Below are 19,573 nucleotides of genomic sequence, written 5' to 3' on the forward strand. Positions count from 1 at the left end.
TGTGCAAGCGGGCGCGGGCTGGCCTCTCCACTCTCTGTGTAGGAGCGGGCTTGCCCCGCGAAGAGGCCGCAACAGGCTGTCGCATATGTATATTCAATAAAGGTATTTATAAAAAGTTTTTTATACCTTTACAGTCTACTGATCGCGCCCCGTGCGCCCATCAGAACTGCCTTCCATGACCTTCGACACCGCCTTCATGCTCAGTACCTTGCCGGCCTTCCTAAAGGCCGTTGGGGTCACCCTGCAGGTTGGCCTGATCGCCATTGCCACCTCGCTGCTGGTGGCGCTGGTCAATGCCACGGTGCTGGTGTTTCGCACGCCTTACCTGTGGCGGCTGGTGAAGGGCTACGTAGAGCTGGCACGCAACACACCGCTGTTGATCCAGCTGTTCTTCGTCTATTTCGCCTTGCCCAGCCTGGGCGTGAAGATTTCCGGCTTCGCCGCGGCAATCATCACCCTGACCTTCATGGGCGGCGCCTACCTCACCGAGGTGCTGCGCGCCGGGGTCGAGGCAGTGCCGCGTGCGCAGCTCGAATCGGGGCGGGCCATTGGCCTGTCCGAGGGCCAGCTGCTGCGCCACGTGATCCTGCCCCAGGCCGGCATCCTCAGCCTGCCGGCGCTGTTCGCCAACTTCATCTTCCTGCTCAAGGAAACCACCGTGGTGTCGGCGGTGGCGGTGCCGGAAATTCTCTACACCACCAAGAACTACATCGCCTTGTACTACAAGACCTACGAAATGCTCGCCGTACTGACCCTGCTGTGCGTGCTGTTGTTCCTGCCGTTGTCGCTGCTGCTGCGCTACCTGGAAAGGAGGCTGCAACATGGCCAGTTCGGCAACTGAGCTGCTTTGGGTATCGCTGCCGCTGCTGGCCAAGGGCGCAGCCCAGACCCTGGCGATATCGGCGCTGGGCATTCTCTTCGCCACCTTGGGCGGGGTGCTGTACGGCGTGCTGGCAACACTGGGCAAGCGGCTGTTGAATATTGCCTTGCAGGTTTACCTGGAGCTGTTTCGCGCCATTCCGGTGCTGGTGTGGCTGTACCTGGTGTTCTTCGGCTTGCCGATCTTCTTCGCCGTGAACATTCCCAGCTTCTGGTGCGCGGTGCTGGTGCTGGGGCTGTGGGGCGCCAGCGAAGTCGGTGAAGTGGTGCGCGGCGCATTGCAGTCGTTGCCACGCGGGCAGCGCGAAGCGGGCCTGTCGATCGGCTTGTCCGGCACCCAGCTCTACGGGCATGTGCTGCTGCCCCAGGCGCTCAAGCGCATGACGCCGCCCACCATCAACCTCTACACGCGGATCATCAAGACCAGCTCGCTGGCGGTGCTGATTGGCGTGGTCGATGTGATCAAGGTAGGCCAGCAGATCATCGAGCGCACCTACGAGTCGGTGTTGATCTACGCCGTATTGTTCCTGTTCTTCTTCCTTGTCTGCTATCCGCTGTCGGCCGCCTCGCGCGTGCTGGAAAGGCGCTGGGCCCACTCATGACCGCATTGATCGAATTCCAGGGTTTCAACAAGTTCTACGGCACCCACCGGGTGCTGGCCGATGTCGACCTCAAGGTCCAGGCCGGCGAAGTGGTGGTGATCCTTGGCCCCAGTGGCTGTGGCAAGAGCACCTTGCTGCGCTGCCTGAATGGCCTGGAAGCCGCCCACAGCGGCCAGCTGCGCCTGGAGGGCAACGACCTGCTGGGCGCTGGCACCGACTGGCGCCAGGTGCGCCAGCGGGTGGGCATGGTGTTCCAGAGCTACCACCTGTTCGGCCACATGAGCGTGCTCGACAACCTGCTGCTTGGCCCACTCAAGGTGCAAAAACGCGAACGCGCCGAAGCCCAGGCGCAGGCCGAGGCGCTGCTGGCGCGGGTTGGCTTGCTGGACAAGCGCGATGCCTACCCACGCCAGCTGTCCGGCGGCCAGCAGCAGCGTATCGCCATCGTCCGGGCACTGTGCATGAACCCACAGGTGATGCTGTTCGACGAAGTTACCGCTGCGCTGGACCCGGAAATGGTCAAGGAAGTGCTGCAGGTGATCCAGGGCCTTGCCCGGGACGGCATGACCTTGCTCATCGTTACCCACGAAATGGCCTTCGCTCGCGCGGTGGCCGACCGCATCGTGTTCATGGAAGCCGGCAGGATCCTTGAACAGAGCGACCCCGAGAGCTTCTTCAGCCAACCGCGGACCGCACGCGCGCAGCAGTTCCTGGACAAATTCTCCTTTGTCGAAAGCCTGCCGAAGACCCAACAAAAGGAACTGTCATGAAAACTGCCCCGCTTACCAAATTGCTGGCGCCGCTGTTCGGCCTGGCCCTGCTGGCCGGCTGCAACAAGGCCGAGGAGCCGCCCAAGCCTGCGGCTGCCTCGCCGGCCACCAGCTACCTGGAAACCATCAAGGCCCGCGACAAGCTGATTGTCGGCGTGTTCACCGACAAACCGCCGTTCGGCTTCGTCGATGCCAGTGGCCGCTATGTGGGCTTCGACACCGACATTGCCCGGCGCCTGGCCAAGGACCTGCTGGGGGATGAAAACAAGGTGGAGTTCGTTGCCGTGGAGCCGGCCAGCCGCATCCCGTTCCTGCAGAGCGACAAGGTTGACCTGATTCTTGCCAACATGACCGTGACGCCTGAGCGCAAGGAAGCGGTGGACTTCACCAACCCCAACCTGCGTGTGGCGGTGCAGGCGATTGTCGCCGATGGCAGCCCGGTAAAAACACTCGACGACCTGGCGGGCAAGACCACCATCGTGACCACGGGTACCACGGCGGACATCTGGCTGACCAAGCACCACCCAGACTGGAAACTGCTCAAGTTCGAGAAGAACAGCGAATCGCTGCAGGCCCTGGCCAACGGGCGGGGCGATGCCTATGCCCAGGACAACCTGATTCTGTTCAGCTGGGCCAAGCAGAACCCGGGCTACCGCGTGCTGCCGCAGTTGCTGGGCGACGAGGCACCGATTGCGCCGGCGGTGAAGAAGGGCAATACCGAGCTGCGTGACTGGGTGAATGCGGAGCTGGCCAAGCTGGGCGAGGAGAAATTCCTGCTCAAGCTGTATGACCAGTATGTGCGCAAGGAGCTGAGCGACGACACCAAGCCGGAGAGCGTGATCGTCGAAGGGGGCAAGTGGCAGGGCTGATAACCGGGCGCCGCATAGGCGGCATATCGCGAGCTGCGCTCGCTCCTACCACGGGTGTGAGCCCCCTGTAGGAGCGAGCAAAGCTCGCGATGCAGCCCAAGACCCACTCAAGCGTTACGCGGCAACCAGTTCAGCAAAAACGCATTCACCACATGCGGGTTCTCCAGGCTGGAAATATGCCCAGCGAATGGAATTTGCGCCGCCAGGCAGCCAATGATCCGTGCCATCTCGTTGGATTCTTCAGGCGGCCGCGGAATGTCCTGGTCGCCACAGATGACAATGGTCTTTTCACCCTTCAATTCACCCAGCCGCCCCAGCAGGTCGGGCCGCCCGAAAATCACCCGGCCCATCGGGTCCAGGCTCTGGCGGATCAGCTCGGCGCTGCTGGCCTTGAGCGAGGCTCGGAAACCTTCCCGCACCTCAGGCACGGTCTGCCCACCGGCATGGAAGAAGATCGGCACCACGATATCCAGCAACGGCTCCGGGAACACCCCGGCTGCGCTTGCAGCATCCAGCAAGCCGAAGTATTTCAGCCGGGTCACCTCAGGCTCGGCACCGAGGTAGGTGTCCATCAGTACCAGGCGGTCGACCCGCCCGGGGTGTTCGATGGCCAGTTGCGCACCCCACATGCCGCCGACCGACAGGCCCACCAGGTGGCATTGGGCAATGTCCAGGGCGTCCAGCAGCGCCAGGTGCTGGCGGGCCAGGGCACTCATGTCGGTGGTGCTGGCAGGCGGCGCGTCGGAGCCGCCGTGGCCCCACAGTTCGGGAACGATGACACGGAAATGCCGGGACAGCGCCTCGATCTGCGGCGCCCACATTTCCGCCGACCACAGGTAGCTGTGGCCGAGCAGCACCGGGAAGCCCTGGCCCTGGTCGACATAGCTCATGCGTGCGCCGTCGATTTCGATGAAGTGTTTTTGCATGGAGTAGGTCTCGGCAGGAGGTGCTGTAGGGTATTCGAAAGTGCAGGGGACCGCTGTGCGGTCCATCGCAGGCAAGCCAGCGCCTACCCATTAAGGTGATGGCACCAGCCTGAGGGTGCTCTGCGCCGGAATCACCCCCATCTGCGCCCGCTGATACTTGCCTTGCACGTAGCCTTCGGCCTGGTCCGCATAATGCCGGTCGAACAGCACACCGCTTTGCCCGACCGGGTTGCTGCTCAGCGCCTGGCCGGCATCGGCGAAGTCGATCAGCCGCCGGGTCGAGGGGCCATAGGTGACGGGCCAGGGCGCCGGCCCGATCTTCGCCGACAGGTTGTTGGGCACTTCATGGGTGCCGGGGGCGGGGAATGGCCCGACATTGAACAGCAGGTTCAGCGGCTTCTTCGCCCCCAGCGGGTGGTTGTGGGTCAGGGTGTGGGCCTTGCCCCATTGCCAGCTGGCCGGGTCCTGGCCGAGGGTTTCGCGCAGGTGCGCGAGGGTTTTCTGCCAGGCGATGCGCACGATGGCCGTGCGGTCGGTGCGCTGGTTGCCACCGCGGGTGTCCCACCAGGGGGACTGGGCGTCGGCGGCCAGGCGCGGCATCGCGGCGTCGATGGCGCGGGTACTGATCAACACCGGGAACCAGGTATCGCCCAGCTCGTCATGCAGCGCGGCGTAGGCCAGCTCATAGAGAAACTGGTTGAACAGCGTGGCACTGGTGGAATCCAACGGGTAGTCGCCACGCCAGGCGGCCAACTGCTCGACCAGCTCCTTCTGCTCGTCACCCTCGGCGATGCCGCGCAGGGTTGCCAGCAGCGGCGCCAGGGTGCGCGGGCCGTGGTCGCTGGCTGTGTCCAGCTGCAAGGCCTGGCTGTTCTGGGTGTCCCACTTCACCTGCGGGTCGGCCAATTGGCGGTCGAGCTGGCGCCCGCGGTCGGGCAGGTTGTAGTAACCGGGAATGGGCATCACCGCCGGTGGCTGGTAGTTGGCCGAGACGATGTAGCCGCTGGCCGGGTTCTCCTGCTGTGGGTTGGCGCTGAACGGGTAGAAGCCGGGTTTGTCGGCCTGGCCGCTGGCGCCGTCGAGGATGAACGACGGGTTGACCCCGTCGGGGCGTATCGGCAGCTTCGCCGCCGCCCACCAGCCGATATCGCCACGGGCGTTGGCCCAGACGAAATTCAGCCCCGGCGCCTGCACCTTGGCTGCGGCCTCGCGCATCTTGCCCAGGGTATCGGCCCGGTTGAGCTGGTAGAAGCCGTCGAGGATCGGGTTTTCGGTTTCCAGGAATGCCCACCACATGGCAATCGGCGTGGCGCCGGCCGTGGCACCCAGCACGTCGTTGACGATTGGCCCGTGGGGCGAGCGGCGCAGTTCGACGGTGACCGGCTGCTGGCCTTTGACGGCAATCGTTTCTTGCGTCTTTTCCAGCGCGTGCCACTGGCCATGGACCATGACTTGGTCGGCGTTGGCCGGGTTGGTCTGTTCCGCGATCAGGTCGACGTCATCGTTCTGGAACATGGTCAGGCTCCAGCCGAAATCGCGGTTGTGCCCGAGCATCGCGAACGGGTTCAGCGCCTGGAAGTAGCCATACAGGTTGAAGCCCGGTGCCGACAGCTCGGCTTCATACCACACCGCCGGCACGGAGAAGCTGATGTGCGGGTCGCCCGCCAGCAACGGTTTGCCGCTGCGGGTACGGCTGCCGGCAATGGCCCAGGCGTTGCTGCCCTCGAACTGGGGAATCCCGGCCTCGGCAAGCCCCGCCTGGCTGGCGTGGGCCAAGGCTTCGAGGCTTTGCCAGTCGGCGGCGGCCAGTGGCGTGGCCAGTGCCCCGGCAGGCTGCCAGTCGAGGTCGAAGATGTTCAGGTACTGCGGGCCGAGTTGGTCGCGGATGTAGGTGAGCGCAGGTTCGGTGCGGAAGGCGGCGGCGAAGCTGTAGGCCAGGTAACCGGCGATGCTCAGGGTGTCTTCGGCGGTGAACGGCCGTGGGGTAATGCCGATCAGGTCGAACTCCATGGGCTTGGGATGGCTGGCCTGCCAGGCATTGACGCCCTCCAGGTAAGCCTGCAGGGCTTGCCAGGCGGGCGCCTGGTGGTCCTGGCGCTGAGCCATCAGCGCGGCCTGTTCGCGAATGCGCAGGCTGCGGAACAAGGTGTCGGTGGGCAGCAACTTGTCGCCCAGCACCTCGGCCAGCTCGCCACGGGCCAGGCGGCGCATGATTTCCATCTGGAACAGGCGGTCCTGGGCGTGCACGTAGCCCAGGGCGCGGTACAGGTCCGCTTCGTTCTGCGCCTGCAGGTGCGGCACGCCACGGGCGTCGTAGCGCACGCTGACCGGCGCCTTGAGCCCGGCCACGGCCAGCTCGCCCTCGCGCTGCGGCAGCTTGCCGTGCACGTACCAGTAACCGGCGCCGGCGGCTGCGGCAATCACCACCGCCAACAGGGTCAGGCTGCGCTTCATCGGGACTCCTTGTGCATTCGAACGGACACGGTGGCCCGATCATCGACGGATTCGCGAACAGAGCATAGTCCCTGGGGCGGCAATGCCCTGTTCGCCGGTGAAAAACGGAAAAAGCTCACAGGCCCGTCTCTGCCCAAGGGCAGTAGCAGCCCACCGCCAGGGTGTTGGAAGCGGTCACCGCACGCCCTGCAAGCAGGGCCTTGATGATCGGCTCGATGAAACTGTTGCTGGCATTGCACACCGCGCCTTCGCTGTAGGGGCCGAAGTAGGCGAGGTGGCCCTGGCGGTCCCAGATGGCCACGGCAGGGGAGGCGGGCAGCTGTTCGCTACCCGGCAGGTTGGCGATGGGCTGCAGGTTGCCCAGGTTGGCAGGCAACTGGCCGTGGCTGCCAGGCTTTTGCACGGCATGGAACGTGACGCCCTGGCCTGCGAACTGGGTAATGAGGTCACCCAGGTGTTGCTGGTTGCCAACGTTGCAGGGGCAGGCCGGGTCCCAGAAGTGCACCACGCGGATCGGGCCGGGGCCTGCGAGTTCGGCGGGCAGGCGCAGTTGGCTGCCGTCGAACAGCGTGGTCTGGTTGTCGAAGGGGCGCAGGTAGCGGGACTGGAAGGTGCTGTAGGCCTGCCAGAGCACGGCGGTGCAGAGCACCAGGGCCAGGCCTGCGCACAGGTATTTGATGAGGCGAATCTTCATGGCTGTTGCGCGTACCCAGGGATCTGTGTGGTGGGCAGCTTGCCACGATGGCACGAACAGCTGAATATCCCAGGTCAATACTCGCTTCGCTGTGGATGTACCCGATGCCCGCCGCCTTTGACCCCGATCTGCTGCGCGCCAGCCTTGCGCCATTGGCCCAGTGCCAGCCGTTGCCCGCGCAAGCACACGCCTACCAACGCTTCTATGGCCTGAACCTGCCCGTGAACAGCTGGCTGGGCGGCTTCCAGGCGGCGGGGTTCGAGCTGGTCGGGCAGCTGTGGTTGCCGGAGCAGCCAGTGGCGACGCTGTTTCTGCTGCACGGCTACTACGACCACATGGGCCTCTATCGGCACGTGATCGCCTGGGCGCTGAAGCAGGGTTTTGCGGTTATCAGCTGCGACCTGCCAGGCCACGGCCTGTCCAGTGGCGAGCGCGCCAGCATCAGTGATTTCGCGGTGTACCAGCAGGTGCTGCAGGCATTGTTCGAGCAGGCGCGCCAGCTGGAACTGCCGCGCCCGTGGCACCTGTGCGGGCAGAGTACCGGCGGCGCCATCGCTGTGGACCACCTGCTGCACCACGGTGCGCAAAGCCCCATCGACGGCGAGGTCATTCTGCTGGCGCCGCTGGTGCGGCCGCAGTCCTGGCGCTGGTCGAAGCTCAGCTATCGGGTGCTGCGCCATTTCGTCAACGGCATCGAGCGGCGCTTCAGCGAGAACACCAACGACCCGACGTTCCTGCCCTTCCTGGAAGCCGACCCGCTGCAGCCGCGGCGCCTGCCCACTGCCTGGGTCGGCGCGCTGATCGCCTGGGTCAGGCGGATCGAGGCTGCGCCGCACTGTGCGCGGCGGCCGTTGATCGTGCAGGGGGAGGCGGACGGCACGGTGGATTGGCCATACAACCTCGAAGTGCTCAAGGCCAAGTTCAGCGAGCCGCAGATACTGATGCTGCCCGAGGCCCGTCATCACCTGGCCAACGAGCTGCCGGACATCCGCCGGCGCTACTTCGATTTCATCGAGCAGCGCCTGGGTTGATCACTTGAGTTCGGCGCTGTTCTGGCCGACCGCAAGGCCTGCGCGCACGGCGGCCACGGCGGCCTGGTAGTAGGCCTTGCCGTCTGGCGACTCGGCGAAGGTGGCGAATTCTTCCAGCTCGTCATCGGACAAGTCGCGGTACACGTACAACAGGGTGTTGTTCAGGTCTTCGCCAATTTGCCCCATCAGCCGTTGGCGCTGGCCGTCGAGCAGGCCCTGGGCCTGGCTTGCGCCGAACAGGCCGGGGATCATCGAACTCAGGCTGTCGGCTGCCACCCCGGCAATCGCCAGGCTGACTTCGGCGCCCGCTTCACGGGCCGGCAGGGCCTGGGCCAAATGGCCGATGACCAGCAGGCGGTTGTCGCTGGCCTGGATCTTCGGCAGGCCCTTGGCGTTCTTCGCCAGCTGGTCCTTGCGCGTGGCCAGCAGCTCGGCAGCGACGATCTTGCGCCCCAGGGGCGACTGGAAGAAGGCCAGCGCTGGTGCCGGGTTGGGCAACGCGCTGCGCAGCTTGGCGACGGCGCGGTTGTCCATGGCCTGGGCCTGGAAGCGCTGGTTGCTGTTGTTGACCAGCGCCTGGTAAACCGCAGGCGGCAGGCTGTTACGGTAGCGCTGTTGGGCGGCGCTCACGGCATCGTTGAAATGGGCGCGCTGGTCGGGCCAGCCGGCGGCCTTGTACAGCTGATCGAGGGTGTCTGCCCAGACAGGCATGGTGCAGATCATCAGCAGAAGCAGGGAAAACAGACGGCGCATTCAGGACTCCTGTCGGCAGGTGGCTATTGTCCTTGGCTTGGCGCCATTTTGTCGAGCAATCCGCGGGCTTCTCAGCCAAGTGGCGCTGTGCGAGGGCATGGCTAATGGATATGATGCGCGCCATGCACATCTCCCCTGAAAACCCGATGCTTGCGGCCGTCGTTGACGATTTGGCCACCCATGGCTGGTCACAGCAGGCACTCTTTCTGCCTGCCGACCTGGTGCGCGCGTTGGCTGCCGAATGCCGGCGCCGGCATGCCGAAGGCGAACTCAACCCGGCCGGCGTAGGGCGGGGGGATTCCCAGGAGGTGCGCGAAACCATTCGCGGCGACCAGATCCAGTGGATCGACCCTGGCCAGGCCGAGGCCTGCGACCAGTACCTGGCGGCCATGGACCAACTGCGCCAGGCCATCAACCAGGGCCTGTTCCTGGGCCTTGAAGACTTCGAATGCCATTTCGCCCTGTACCCGCCGGGGGCATTCTACCGCCGTCACCTGGACCGCTTCCGCGATGACGACCGGCGCATGGTGTCGGCGGTGTTCTACCTCAATGAAGGCTGGCAGCCGCAGGACGGCGGCCAGTTGCGCATGTTCCTGGCCGATGACGTGGCGCACGACGTGCAGCCGGTGGCCGGTTGCCTGGCGGTGTTCCTCTCTGGCGAGGTGCCGCACGAGGTCTTGCCAGCCATGCGTGAACGCCTGTCGTTGACTGGCTGGTTCCGGCGCCGTGGCAATGACCCGTTCTGATTTGCCCAAGGTGCTGGTGAGCGCCTGCCTGCTGGGCCAGCCGGTGCGCTATGACGGCCGGGCCAGCGGGCATCCTGACCTGCTGCAGCAGTGGCAGGCCGAGGGGCGCGTGGTGCCCTTGTGCCCCGAGGTGGCAGGTGGCTTGCCAACGCCGCGGCCGCCGGCGGAGATTCCCGGTGGGCAAGGGGGGCAGGTGCTGCAGGGGGAAGCCCAGGTGCTGACGATGGCTGGCGAGGACGTGAGCGCGGCCTTTCTGGCCGGTGCCCGGCAGGCCTTGGCGCTGGTGCGCCGGCACGGTATACGGGTGGCGGTGTTGAAAGCCGGCAGCCCGTCGTGTGGCAACCGGTTGACCTACGATGGCACGTTCAGCGGGGTGAAGGTGCCGGGGGAGGGCGTGACCACGGCCTTGTTGCGGCGCGAAGGGGTGCTGGTGTTCAGCGAGCTGGAGCTTGAAGAGGCCCGGGTGGCGTTGGCTGGGCTTTTGGGGTAGGCCTGTGCCGGCCTCTTCGCGGGGCAAGCCCGCTCCTACAAAGGCCCCAGGGCCATACGGGCCCTGTAGGAGCGGGCTTGCCCCGCGAAGAGGCCGGCACAGGCTACAAAATGCCTACTGCCCAGCCGCAGTTTCCTGCACGCCGGTGAACCACTTCTGCTCAAGCTCAGCCGTTCGCCCGCTGTCTTTCAAGCGCTGCAGGGCATTGTTCACGGCGCTCTCGAACGCCGGGTTATCCTTCTGGAACGGAATCACCAGCTTCTTCTCGCCAAAGGCCTGGCTCACGTCGAACGGCCCGTCACCCTTGGGCGCCGTGTTCGCTGGGGTGAGGGTAATGTCGTACTTGCCGCTTTCCACGCCAGGCAGCACCTCGGCCGCGGTGGTTTCGACGAATTCGGCGCGCAGGTCCAGCTCCCGCGCCAGTTCCTGGCCAAAGTCGATCTCGAAACCCGTCAGGTGGTCGTTTTCCTTGAACGCATAGGGTGAATTGTCGGCCTGCACAGCGATGCGCAGTTCGCCCCGGTCGGCGATTTCGTCTATCAGCTCGGCCTGAGCCAATGGCGTGATCAGTACTGTCAGCAGTACGCCTATGGTCGAACGCATGAATGCCCCTTTTTTTACTTCAGCAGATGAGTCACTTTCGCCGCAACTTTCTTCCTCGTCGCGGTCGAGCGCAGCCTATGACCTTGAAGGCCCGGCTAGGTTTAACCCTAACTGAATTATTTATGTCGGGGGGCCACAATTACTTCTGGCGTGGTTTTCAACTATGGTGAAGCAGCGCCGCCGTTCGTTTCACGGCTGCGTTTTCAATGAATGACAGGAGAAGTGAATGAACAGCCTATTTTCGCGTGCTGCCGTTGCCGGTCTGCTGATGGGGGCCTCGGTGTTCGCCAGCGCTGCGGATGCGCTGAAGAGCCAGGAGCCGCCCAAGGATGCCAAGGTCTTCATCGTTTCCCCCGCCGACGGCGCCACGGTCGACAAGACCTTCACCGTCAAGTTCGGCATCGAGGGCATGGCGCTCAAGCCAGCGGGTGACCAAACCCCGCACACGGGCCACCACCACCTGCTGGTGGATGTGGACAAAGCACCGGTGGCCGACATGCCACTGCCTACCAGCCTGATGCCCGAAGCCGGCACCGCGTTGCCTGCCGGGCCGCAAGTGCTGCACTTTGGCAAGGCGCAAACCGAAACCAGCATCACCCTGACCCCGGGCAAGCACACCCTGCAGTTGGTGCTGGGTGACCAGTACCACGTGCCGTTCAAGCCGTCCGTCGAGTCGAAGAAGATCACCGTTACCGTCAAGTAACGCAACCCGAGCCCCTACGCCACACCCCGGTAGGAGCGAGCAAAGCTCGCGATGCGCCGCAAGCGGCGCGCAATCTACCCGGCAAAAAAAAGGGAGGCCACCTGGGCCTCCCTTTCTCATGCAGCCATCACGCTCAGAACAGTACGCGCGAGCGGATGGTGCCCTTGACCTGTTGCAGCTTCTCTTGCGCCAGGTCCGAGTACTCGGCGTCGACGTCGATCACCACGTAACCGACTTTCTCGTTGGTCTGCAGGAACTGACCGGAGATGTTGATGCCGTTTTCGGCGAAGACCTTGTTGATCTCGCTGAGCACGCCCGGGATGTTTTCGTGGATGTGCAGCAGGCGGTGCTTGCCCGGGTGAGCCGGCAGGGCCACTTCCGGGAAGTTGACCGACGATACGGAAGTACCGTTGTCGCTGTACTTGACCAGTTTCTCGGCCACTTCCAGGCCGATGTTGGCCTGGGCTTCGGCGGTGGAACCACCGATGTGCGGGGTCAGGATCACGTTGTCCAGGCCACGCAGCGGGCTTTCGAACTCTTCGTCGTTGGAGCGCGGCTCTACCGGGAACACGTCGATGGCGGCGCCGATCAGGTGCTTGTCCTTGATCGCGGCGGCCAGGTGGTCCAGCTCGACCACGGTGCCACGGGCGGCGTTGATCAGGATCGAGCCCTTCTTCATGGCACGGATTTCCTTCTCGCCGATCATCCACTGGGTGGACGGCAGCTCAGGCACGTGCAGCGAAACGATGTCGGCCAGGCCCAGCAGTTCGTTCAGGCTGGTGACCTGCACGGCGTTGCCCAGTGGCAGCTTGGTCAGTGGGTCGAAGAAGTACACCTGCATGCCCAGGTTTTCCGCCAGGACCGACAGTTGGGTACCGATCGAGCCGTAGCCGACGATGCCCAGCTTCTTGCCACGGATCTCGAACGAGTTGGCCGCGCTCTTGATCCAACCACCACGGTGGCAGGAGGCGTTTTTCTCAGGGATGCCGCGCAGCAGCAGGATGGCCTCGGCCAGCACCAGCTCGGCCACCGAACGGGTGTTGGAGTACGGGGCGTTGAATACGGCGATGCCACGCTCGCGGGCCGCAGCCAGGTCGACCTGGTTGGTGCCGATGCAGAAGCAGCCGACGGCGACCAGTTTCTTGGCGCAGTCGAAGATTTCTTCGGTCAGTTGGGTGCGCGAGCGAATACCGATGAAGTGGGCATCGGCGATCTTTTCCTTCAGCTCGGCTTCAGGCAAGGAACCCGTGAGGTATTCGATGTTGGTGTAGCCGGCAGCCTTGAGGGTATCGACTGCGTTCTGGTGCACACCTTCAAGAAGAAGGAACCGGATCTTGCTCTTGTCGAGAGAAGTCTTGCTCATCTGCGTAAACCTGTATCCCGGAGAAAAAAATGGCGAGGAGTGATGCCAGGCGCCAGGGCAGCCTTAGCATGAACAGCGGGAGGGCTATGCTAGCATACGCGACACAATCTGAGCTTATCCCGACAGGTGAAGAGTGCTCAGGGTGACTATGAATAAGTCGAGAGTTCCAGCGATGACCCACCCCGCGGTAATTGATGAGCTGATGACCCTTGTCGACCCTGGCAAGGTCCTGACCGACCCGGCTTCGCTGGAGGCCTATGGCAAGGACTGGACCAAGCATTATCCACCCGCGCCCACGGCTATCGTGCTGCCCAAGACCATCGAACAGGTGCAGGCCATCGTCCACTGGGCCAACCGGCACAAGGTGGCGCTGGTGCCGTCGGGTGGCCGCACTGGGCTCTCTGCGGGCGCCGTGGCAGCCAACGGCGAGGTGGTGGTGGCCTTCGACCACATGAACCGGATTCTCGACTTCAATGGGTTCGACCGCACCGTGGTTTGCCAGCCAGGGGTCATCACCCGCCAGTTGCAGGCCTTTGCCGAAGAGCAGGGCCTGTATTACCCGGTGGATTTCGCCTCCAGCGGCTCCAGCCAGATTGGCGGCAACATCGGCACCAATGCCGGCGGCATCAAGGTGATTCGCTACGGCATGACCCGCAACTGGGTGGCCGGCCTGAAGGTGGTCACCGGCAAGGGCGAGTTGCTGGAGCTGAACAAGGGCCTGATCAAGAACGCCACCGGCTATGACCTGCGCCAGTTGTTCATCGGCGCCGAGGGCACCCTGGGCTTCGTGGTCGAGGCCACCATGCGCCTGGACCGCGCCCCGCGCAACCTCACCGCCATGGTGCTGGGCACGCCGGACTTCGACTCGATCATGCCGGTGCTGCACGCCTTCCAGGGCAAGCTCGACCTCACGGCATTCGAATTCTTTTCCGACAAGGGCCTGGCCAAGATCATGGCCCGTGGCGATGTCCCGGCGCCGTTCGATACCGCTTGCCCGTTCTATGCCCTGCTGGAGTTCGAAGCCAGCACCGAGGCGGTGGCCGAGCAGGCCCTGGCTACCTTCGAGCAGTGCGTGGAACAGGGCTGGGTGCTGGACGGGGTGATGAGCCAGAGCGAAACCCAGCTGAAGAACCTGTGGAAGCTGCGCGAATATTTGTCTGAAACCATTTCCCACTGGACCCCGTACAAGAACGACATTTCCGTCACGGTTGCCAAGGTGCCGGCGTTCCTGCGCGACATCGATGCCATCGTCAGCGAGCACTACCCTGACTACGAGGTGGTCTGGTACGGCCATATCGGTGACGGCAACCTGCACCTGAACATCCTCAAGCCCGAACACATGAGCAAGGATGCGTTCTTCGCCTCGTGCGCCAAGGTCAATAAATGGGTGTTCGAGATCGTCGAGCGCTACAACGGCTCGATCTCCGCCGAGCACGGCGTGGGCATGACCAAGCGTGACTACCTGGGCTACAGCCGCTCGCCGGATGAAATTGCCTGCATGAAGGCGATCAAGGCCGTATTCGACCCTAACGGCATCATGAATCCGGGTAAGATCTTCGCTCCTGAATAAAAAGCAGTATCCAGAGGAGTCGGCCATGAGTTACCAGCACCAGTACGTAGACGGCACCCGCATCCACTTCCCGCTGGGCAAGGTGGTATGCATCGGCCGCAACTATGCCGAGCATGCCAAGGAACTGGACAACCCCATTCCCAGCGAGCCGCTGCTGTTCATCAAGCCGGGCAGTTGCGTGGTGCCGCTGGAAGGTGGCTTCAAGATCCCGACCGACCGTGGTTCGGTGCATTACGAGGCCGAGATCGCCGTGCTGCTGGGCAAGCCGCTGTCGGCCAATGCGTCCGAGGAAGAAGTGCTCGATGCCATCTCCGGCTACGCCCCGGCGCTGGACCTGACCCTGCGTGACGTGCAGGCCAAACTCAAGGAAAAAGGCCTGCCGTGGGAGCTGTGCAAGAGCTTCGACGGTGCCTGCGTGCTACCGCCGTTCGTGTCTGCAGCTTCCTTCGAGGACGTGACCGACATTCCGGTGCGCCTGACCATCAATGGTGAAGTGCGCCAGGATGGCAACAGCAAGATGATGCTCAACCCGATCGTGCCGATCATCCAGCACATGGCGGCGCAGTTCTCGCTGCAGGCCGGTGATGTGATCCTCACCGGCACCCCGGCCGGGGTTGGGCCGTTCAATGTGGGTGATGAGCTGGTGCTGGAATTGCCGGGCGTGTGCAGGTTCGAGAGCCGGGTGCTCTGAGCAGAAACCGCGTCGCCTGTTTCGCGGGCTTGCCCGCGAAGCAGGCGCCGCGGTTTACCGTTTTTTCACACCCCATCCGGATAATGCGCGGATCTTTGCCCCGCTCCCCCAGGACCCTTCGATGCCATCGACCGCCGTCTCCAACAAGCGCCGCTTCTATCTGCGCAGGCCTTTCGTGCTGGCCGTTGTCGCCATCATCGGCTATGGCGTGGCCGCCGCCATGCACTGGGATGACCGCGGCCTGCTGTGGGTCAAGGAGCGCTTCGAAAGCAGCGCCGAACGCAGCGAAAGCGTATGGCTACCGGACTACCAGGCCGATATCGACGCCAAGGTGCTGCCGGGCATGGAGGAGGACGAAGCCTCCGACATCGCCTACAGCCCAAGCACCCGCACGCTGTTCGCGGTGATGGGCAAGCATCCGTTCCTGGTGGAACTGAGCCTCGACGGTGACGTGCTGCGCAAGATTCCGCTGGTGGGCTGGAGCAACCCCGAAGGCGTTGCCGTGCTGGAAGACGGTTACCTGGCGATCACCGACGAGCGCCTGCACGACCTGACCCTGGTCAAGGTCGATGCCCGGACCACTTCGCTGAACCACGCCGATTTCCTGAGCTACGACCTGGGCGAGTCGGTGAAAAGCAACAAAGGCTTCGAAGGCGTAGCCTGGGACCCAATGCGCCAGCGCCTGGTAATCGGCGAGGAGCGCCCGCCAAAACTCTATACCTGGCGCACCGACGGGCGTAGCCCGCTCAACGGCAGCAAGCAATTGCTGGAAAACGACGAGCTGGACCTGCGCAACCTGTCCGCCCTGAGCGTGGACCCGCGCACCGGCCACTTGCTGGCGCTGTCGGCCGATTCCAACATGCTGCTGGAGCTCGACGAGCAAGGCCAGCAGGCCAGCTTCATGACCTTGCTGGGCGGTTTCAATGGCCTCAAGCACACCATCCCACGGGCCGAAGGGGTGAGCATGGACGAGCACGGCAACCTGTACATGGTCAGCGAGCCTAACCTGTTCTATCGCTTCAAGAAAAAACCCTGAAGATGAAGGCTTTTCCGGCATTAAGCCAGGCTTCAGCCAGGCATGGTTAGCTTCGCCACCCTTGTGTCGAGTTTGCTGCCATGCGCCGTTTCCTGCTGTTTCTGGTATTGCCTGCCCTGATCGTGCTGGGTGTTCTTGGTGGGCAAGAGTTCCGCCTGTTCGAGCGCGGTTGGTTCAACCTCAAGGCCTGGTGGCAGCCGGCCGAGCAGGGCATCGGCCTGGACCGCTACCGGGTGACGGTGGAGGCACTGCCGGTGCAGGGGCTGGACGACGACCTGTCGGCGCTGACCTACGACCCCGACCGCAAGACCCTGTTCACCGTGACCAACGCCCGCGCTGAGCTGATCGAGCTGTCACTGGACGGGCGCATCCTGCGCCGGGTGCCGCTGACCGGCTTTGGCGACCCGGAAGCGGTGGAGTACGTGGGCCCCAACAGTTACGTGATTACCGACGAGCGCGAGCAGCGGCTGATTCGTGTGCGCCTGGAAGACGACACGGCGTTTCTCGATGCCGGCGATGCCGAGCAACTGACCCTGGGCATCGGCCGCAATGGCAACAAGGGCTTCGAGGGCCTGGCCTACGATTCGGCGGGCAAACGCCTGTTCGTGGCCAAGGAGCGCGACCCGATGCTGATCTACGAGGTGCGCGGCTTCCCCCACGACAACCCTGGGCAACCCTATGCCGTGCACGTGCTGCAGGACCGCAAGCGCGATGCTCGGCTGTTCGTGCGCGACCTGTCGAGCCTGCAGTTCGATGAGCGTACCGGGCACTTGCTGGCGTTGTCGGATGAGTCGCGGCTGGTGGTGGAGCTGGATGTGGAGGGCAAGCCGCTGAGCACCTTGTCGCTGCGCAAGGGGTATCAGGGGTTGAAGGCAACGGTGCCGCAGGCGGAGGGGATTGCGATGGATGAAGCAGGGACGCTTTATCTGGTCAGTGAGCCGAATCTGTTCTATGTGTTCAAGCGGGCTTTGGATTGAGTGCTGCAGGCCCATTCGCGGGGCAAGCCCGCTCCTACAGGCGACCGGTGTCTACCTTGTAGGAGCGGGCTTGCCCCGCGCAGCAGGTTACTGCGCTTTAAGCGTTTTCACGCCTTCGGAAGTGCCCAGCAACAGCAGGTCCGCCGGCCGCGCCGCGAACAGGCCGTTGGTCACCACGCCAACGATGGCGTTGATCTGCGCTTCCAGCTCCACCGGGTTGGTGATCTGCAGGTTGTGCACGTCAAGGATCACGTTGCCGTTGTCGGTGACCACGCCCTCGCGGTACACCGGATCGCCGCCCAGCTTGACCAACTGGCGCGCCACGTGGCTGCGGGCCATGGGGATGACTTCGACCGGCAGCGGGAAGGCGCCCAGCACCGGCACCAGCTTGCTGCCGTCGGCGATGCAGATGAAGGTCTTGGCCACGGCCGCGACGATCTTTTCGCGGGTCAGGGCCGCGCCGCCGCCCTTGATCAGGTTCAGGTGCGCGTCGCTCTCGTCGGCGCCGTCCACATAGAACTCCAGCTCGCTGACGCTGTTCAGCTCGTAGACCGGGATGCCATGGCCCTTCAGACGCTGGGCAGTGGCCTCGGAGCTGGCGACCGCGCCGTCGAAGGCGGTTTTGTGCTGGGCCAGGGCGTCAATGAAGAAGTTGGCGGTCGAACCGGTGCCGACGCCGACGACGCTCTTTTCATCCAGCTTGGGCAGAATGAAGTCGACAGCGGCCTGGGCGACGGCCTGTTTGAGTTGGTCCTGGGTCATGCGGGCTCCGAAAAGGGGCAGGGCGGTTTCAAAGTCGCCTAGTATAACGGCTCGCACGGCTTTGCTGTGGTCGCCCGACGTAGCGCTGGGGTAGACTCCCAGCCCTTGTCCCGCGGCCAGTGATGCTTTCCCGATGCTCGAACAGTACGTCAAGAAGATCCTCACCTCGCGCGTCTACGACGTTGCGGTCGAAACCCCGCTGCACAGCGCCGGGCAGCTGAGCAAGCGCCTGGGCAACCAGGTTCTGCTCAAGCGCGAGGATCTGCAGCCAGTGTTCTCGTTCAAGATCCGCGGGGCGTACAACAAGCTGGCGCAGCTCACCCCGGAAGAACTGGCCCGTGGCGTGGTCACCGCCTCGGCCGGCAACCACGCCCAGGGCCTGGCCCTGGCCGCGCGTGAAATGGGCATCAAGGCCACCATCGTAATGCCCAAGACCACCCCGGAGATCAAGATCGAGGGCGTGCGTTCGCGCGGCGGCAAGGTGGTGCTGCATGGCGACTCGTTCCCCGAGGCGCTGGCCTATTCGCTGAAACTGGTCGATGAAAAGGGCTTCGTCTATATCCACCCCTATGACGACCCGCACACCATTGCCGGCCAGGGCACCGTGGCCATGGAAATTCTCCGTCAGCACCCAGGCCAGCTGGATGCGATCTTCGTTCCGGTGGGCGGCGGCGGCCTGATTGCCGGGATTGCCGCCTACGTGAAGTACCTGCGCCCGGAAATCAAGGTGATCGGCGTCGAGCCGGATGATTCCAACTGCCTGCAGGCAGCCATGGCCGCCGGCGAGCGCTTGGTGCTGCCGCAGGTGGGGCTGTTCGCCGATGGTGTGGCGGTGGCGCAGATCGGCCAGCATACCTTCGACATCTGCCGCCACCACGTGGATGAAGTGATTACCGTCAGCACCGATGAAATCTGTGCGGCGATCAAGGATATCTACGACGATACCCGCTCGATCACTGAACCTGCCGGTGCCTTGGGTGTTGCTGGCATCAAGAAGTACGTCGAGCTCAAGGGCGTGACCGGGCAAACCCTGGTGGCCATCGACTCTGGCGCCAACGTCAACTTCGACCGCCTGCGCCATGTGGCCGAGCGCGCCGAGCTTGGCGAAAAGCGCGAGGCGATCATCGCGGTGACCATCCCCGAGCGCCCAGGCAGCTTCAAGGCCTTCTGCGAAGCCATCGGCAAGCGCCAGATCACCGAGTTCAACTACCGCAAGCACACCTCGGACGAGGCGCACATCTTCGTTGGCGTGCAGACCCACCCGGAAAACGACCCTCGGGCAGCGCTGGTACAGCAGTTGAGCGAGCAGGGCTTCCCGGTGACCGACCTGACCGACAACGAACTGGCCAAGCTGCACATCCGCCACATGGTCGGCGGCCACTCGGCGGGGGCCAGCGACGAGATGGTGCTGCGCTTCGAATTCCCCGAGCGGCCGGGTGCGCTGTTCAACTTCCTCAACAAGCTGGGCGGGCGCTGGAACATCTCGATGTTCCACTACCGTAACCACGGCGCGGCCGACGGGCGCGTGGTGGCCGGGCTGCAGGTGCCCGAAGACGAACGCCACCTGGTGCCGGCGGCGCTGGCGAAGATCGGCTACCCGTACTGGGACGAAACCGAAAACCCGGCGTACAAGCTGTTCCTGGGCTGAGAAGCT

The 19,573-nt window shown here is 64.0% G+C and carries 20 protein-coding genes; 13 read left to right on the plus strand and 7 right to left on the minus strand.

Annotated features, from left to right (window positions below; translation table 11 throughout):
* Window positions 1-175 precede the first annotated feature (175 nt).
* From F3J45_RS20190 to F3J45_RS20205, 4 genes are read left to right on the plus strand one after another with little or no spacing between them, the layout of a single operon-like run.
* Window positions 176-841, plus strand: a complete 666-nt coding sequence (locus F3J45_RS20190) for an amino acid ABC transporter permease (protein ID WP_167066820.1) — start codon at window positions 176-178, stop codon at window positions 839-841.
* Window positions 822-1,481: an amino acid ABC transporter permease gene (locus F3J45_RS20195; RefSeq protein ID WP_167066823.1), complete on the plus strand. Its 660-nt coding sequence runs from the start codon at window positions 822-824 to the stop codon at window positions 1,479-1,481. The genes F3J45_RS20190 and F3J45_RS20195 overlap by 20 nt, the downstream gene beginning before the upstream one ends.
* On the plus strand, window positions 1,478-2,251 hold the full coding sequence (locus F3J45_RS20200) for an amino acid ABC transporter ATP-binding protein (RefSeq protein WP_167066826.1): 774 nt from the start codon (window positions 1,478-1,480) through the stop codon (window positions 2,249-2,251). Before F3J45_RS20195 ends, F3J45_RS20200 begins: the two co-directional genes overlap by 4 nt.
* Complete coding sequence (locus F3J45_RS20205; protein WP_167066829.1) at window positions 2,248-3,120, plus strand: transporter substrate-binding domain-containing protein; 873 nt, start codon at window positions 2,248-2,250, stop codon at window positions 3,118-3,120. The genes F3J45_RS20200 and F3J45_RS20205 overlap by 4 nt, the downstream gene beginning before the upstream one ends.
* A 107-nt stretch (window positions 3,121-3,227) precedes the next feature.
* On the opposite strand, the gene F3J45_RS20210 is transcribed toward F3J45_RS20205, so the two are convergent.
* From F3J45_RS20210 to F3J45_RS20220, 3 genes are all read right to left on the minus strand, one after another.
* On the minus strand, window positions 3,228-4,046 hold the full coding sequence (locus tag F3J45_RS20210; RefSeq protein WP_167066832.1) for an alpha/beta fold hydrolase: 819 nt from the start codon (window positions 4,044-4,046) through the stop codon (window positions 3,228-3,230).
* 90 nt (window positions 4,047-4,136) lie between these two features.
* Window positions 4,137-6,500, minus strand: a complete 2,364-nt coding sequence (locus F3J45_RS20215; protein WP_167066835.1) for a penicillin acylase family protein — start codon at window positions 6,498-6,500, stop codon at window positions 4,137-4,139.
* A 115-nt stretch (window positions 6,501-6,615) separates the two neighbouring features.
* Window positions 6,616-7,194: a DUF6436 domain-containing protein gene (locus tag F3J45_RS20220; protein ID WP_167066838.1), complete on the minus strand. Its 579-nt coding sequence runs from the start codon at window positions 7,192-7,194 to the stop codon at window positions 6,616-6,618.
* A gap of 104 nt (window positions 7,195-7,298) precedes the next feature.
* On the opposite strand from F3J45_RS20220, the gene F3J45_RS20225 reads away from it, so the two are divergent.
* Window positions 7,299-8,225, plus strand: coding sequence for an alpha/beta hydrolase (locus tag F3J45_RS20225; RefSeq protein ID WP_167066841.1), 927 nt, complete (start codon window positions 7,299-7,301; stop codon window positions 8,223-8,225).
* Here the strand turns inward: F3J45_RS20225 and F3J45_RS20230 are convergent, their stop codons facing one another.
* Window positions 8,226-8,978 carry a DUF2059 domain-containing protein gene (locus tag F3J45_RS20230; protein WP_167066844.1) on the minus strand — a complete coding sequence of 251 codons (753 nt, stop codon included), beginning with the start codon at window positions 8,976-8,978 and terminating at the stop codon, window positions 8,226-8,228.
* 104 nt (window positions 8,979-9,082) lie between these two features.
* Here F3J45_RS20230 and F3J45_RS20235 point away from each other — a divergent pair, with 104 nt between their 5' ends.
* Together F3J45_RS20235 and F3J45_RS20240 are read left to right on the plus strand one after the other, a co-directional pair.
* Entirely contained in the window at window positions 9,083-9,724 is a 642-nt protein-coding gene (locus tag F3J45_RS20235; RefSeq protein ID WP_205300615.1) for a 2OG-Fe(II) oxygenase, read from the plus strand.
* Window positions 9,711-10,214 carry a DUF523 domain-containing protein gene (locus tag F3J45_RS20240; RefSeq protein ID WP_167066847.1) on the plus strand — a complete coding sequence of 168 codons (504 nt, stop codon included), beginning with the start codon at window positions 9,711-9,713 and terminating at the stop codon, window positions 10,212-10,214. The genes F3J45_RS20235 and F3J45_RS20240 overlap by 14 nt, the downstream gene beginning before the upstream one ends.
* Before the next feature lie 114 nt (window positions 10,215-10,328).
* Here the strand turns inward: F3J45_RS20240 and F3J45_RS20245 are convergent, their stop codons facing one another.
* Window positions 10,329-10,817 carry a transporter substrate-binding domain-containing protein gene (locus F3J45_RS20245; protein WP_167066850.1) on the minus strand — a complete coding sequence of 163 codons (489 nt, stop codon included), beginning with the start codon at window positions 10,815-10,817 and terminating at the stop codon, window positions 10,329-10,331.
* Between the two features lie 226 nt (window positions 10,818-11,043).
* On the opposite strand from F3J45_RS20245, the gene F3J45_RS20250 reads away from it, so the two are divergent.
* Entirely contained in the window at window positions 11,044-11,520 is a 477-nt protein-coding gene (locus F3J45_RS20250) for a DUF4399 domain-containing protein (protein WP_167066853.1), read from the plus strand.
* A 133-nt stretch (window positions 11,521-11,653) separates the two neighbouring features.
* Here F3J45_RS20250 and serA read toward each other — a convergent pair whose 3' ends face one another.
* Window positions 11,654-12,883 carry a phosphoglycerate dehydrogenase gene (serA, locus tag F3J45_RS20255; protein WP_167066856.1) on the minus strand — a complete coding sequence of 410 codons (1,230 nt, stop codon included), beginning with the start codon at window positions 12,881-12,883 and terminating at the stop codon, window positions 11,654-11,656.
* Window positions 12,884-13,055: 172 nt separating this feature from the next.
* Here serA and F3J45_RS20260 point away from each other — a divergent pair, with 172 nt between their 5' ends.
* The 4 genes from F3J45_RS20260 to F3J45_RS20275 all read left to right on the plus strand — a co-directional run bounded on the left by F3J45_RS20260 (window position 13,056) and on the right by F3J45_RS20275 (window position 17,157).
* On the plus strand, window positions 13,056-14,453 hold the full coding sequence (locus tag F3J45_RS20260) for an FAD-binding oxidoreductase (RefSeq protein WP_167066859.1): 1,398 nt from the start codon (window positions 13,056-13,058) through the stop codon (window positions 14,451-14,453).
* Between the two features lie 25 nt (window positions 14,454-14,478).
* Window positions 14,479-15,144, plus strand: a complete 666-nt coding sequence (locus F3J45_RS20265) for a fumarylacetoacetate hydrolase family protein (RefSeq protein WP_167066862.1) — start codon at window positions 14,479-14,481, stop codon at window positions 15,142-15,144.
* A 121-nt stretch (window positions 15,145-15,265) separates the two neighbouring features.
* The gene (locus tag F3J45_RS20270) at window positions 15,266-16,180 is read left to right on the plus strand and encodes an SdiA-regulated domain-containing protein (protein ID WP_167066865.1); all 915 of its coding nucleotides are present in this window, start codon (window positions 15,266-15,268) and stop codon (window positions 16,178-16,180) included.
* Window positions 16,181-16,260: 80 nt separating this feature from the next.
* A complete protein-coding gene (locus tag F3J45_RS20275; protein WP_167066868.1) occupies window positions 16,261-17,157 on the plus strand; it encodes an SdiA-regulated domain-containing protein in 897 nt (298 codons plus the stop codon).
* Window positions 17,158-17,244: 87 nt separating this feature from the next.
* On the opposite strand, the gene rpiA is transcribed toward F3J45_RS20275, so the two are convergent.
* On the minus strand, window positions 17,245-17,919 hold the full coding sequence (gene rpiA / locus F3J45_RS20280; RefSeq protein ID WP_167066871.1) for a ribose-5-phosphate isomerase RpiA: 675 nt from the start codon (window positions 17,917-17,919) through the stop codon (window positions 17,245-17,247).
* Between the two features lie 133 nt (window positions 17,920-18,052).
* On the opposite strand from rpiA, the gene ilvA reads away from it, so the two are divergent.
* On the plus strand, window positions 18,053-19,567 hold the full coding sequence (ilvA, locus tag F3J45_RS20285; RefSeq protein WP_167066874.1) for a threonine ammonia-lyase, biosynthetic: 1,515 nt from the start codon (window positions 18,053-18,055) through the stop codon (window positions 19,565-19,567).
* The last annotated feature ends 6 nt before the right edge of the window (window positions 19,568-19,573 follow it).

The organism is Pantoea sp. Ap-967 (genome assembly GCF_011752565.1).
GTDB lineage: Bacteria > Pseudomonadota > Gammaproteobacteria > Pseudomonadales > Pseudomonadaceae > Aquipseudomonas.

Bases quoted from the DNA above. Each gene is read 5' to 3' on its own strand.
- ilvA (WP_167066874.1), top strand. From the start codon at position 18,053: ATGCTCGAACAGTACGTCAAGAAGATCCTCACCTCGCGCGTCTACGAC.
- serA (WP_167066856.1), bottom strand. From the start codon at position 12,883: ATGAGCAAGACTTCTCTCGACAAGAGCAAGATCCGGTTCCTTCTTCTT.
- F3J45_RS20245 (WP_167066850.1), bottom strand. From the start codon at position 10,817: ATGCGTTCGACCATAGGCGTACTGCTGACAGTACTGATCACGCCATTG.
- F3J45_RS20250 (WP_167066853.1), top strand. From the start codon at position 11,044: ATGAACAGCCTATTTTCGCGTGCTGCCGTTGCCGGTCTGCTGATGGGG.
- rpiA (WP_167066871.1), bottom strand. From the start codon at position 17,919: ATGACCCAGGACCAACTCAAACAGGCCGTCGCCCAGGCCGCTGTCGAC.
- F3J45_RS20275 (WP_167066868.1), top strand. From the start codon at position 16,261: ATGCGCCGTTTCCTGCTGTTTCTGGTATTGCCTGCCCTGATCGTGCTG.
- F3J45_RS20235 (WP_205300615.1), top strand. From the start codon at position 9,083: ATGGATATGATGCGCGCCATGCACATCTCCCCTGAAAACCCGATGCTT.
- F3J45_RS20200 (WP_167066826.1), top strand. From the start codon at position 1,478: ATGACCGCATTGATCGAATTCCAGGGTTTCAACAAGTTCTACGGCACC.
- F3J45_RS20260 (WP_167066859.1), top strand. From the start codon at position 13,056: ATGACCCACCCCGCGGTAATTGATGAGCTGATGACCCTTGTCGACCCT.
- F3J45_RS20225 (WP_167066841.1), top strand. From the start codon at position 7,299: ATGCCCGCCGCCTTTGACCCCGATCTGCTGCGCGCCAGCCTTGCGCCA.
- F3J45_RS20190 (WP_167066820.1), top strand. From the start codon at position 176: ATGACCTTCGACACCGCCTTCATGCTCAGTACCTTGCCGGCCTTCCTA.
- F3J45_RS20195 (WP_167066823.1), top strand. From the start codon at position 822: ATGGCCAGTTCGGCAACTGAGCTGCTTTGGGTATCGCTGCCGCTGCTG.
- F3J45_RS20220 (WP_167066838.1), bottom strand. From the start codon at position 7,194: ATGAAGATTCGCCTCATCAAATACCTGTGCGCAGGCCTGGCCCTGGTG.
- F3J45_RS20230 (WP_167066844.1), bottom strand. From the start codon at position 8,978: ATGCGCCGTCTGTTTTCCCTGCTTCTGCTGATGATCTGCACCATGCCT.
- F3J45_RS20205 (WP_167066829.1), top strand. From the start codon at position 2,248: ATGAAAACTGCCCCGCTTACCAAATTGCTGGCGCCGCTGTTCGGCCTG.
- F3J45_RS20210 (WP_167066832.1), bottom strand. From the start codon at position 4,046: ATGCAAAAACACTTCATCGAAATCGACGGCGCACGCATGAGCTATGTC.
- F3J45_RS20215 (WP_167066835.1), bottom strand. From the start codon at position 6,500: ATGAAGCGCAGCCTGACCCTGTTGGCGGTGGTGATTGCCGCAGCCGCC.
- F3J45_RS20265 (WP_167066862.1), top strand. From the start codon at position 14,479: ATGAGTTACCAGCACCAGTACGTAGACGGCACCCGCATCCACTTCCCG.
- F3J45_RS20270 (WP_167066865.1), top strand. From the start codon at position 15,266: ATGCCATCGACCGCCGTCTCCAACAAGCGCCGCTTCTATCTGCGCAGG.
- F3J45_RS20240 (WP_167066847.1), top strand. From the start codon at position 9,711: ATGACCCGTTCTGATTTGCCCAAGGTGCTGGTGAGCGCCTGCCTGCTG.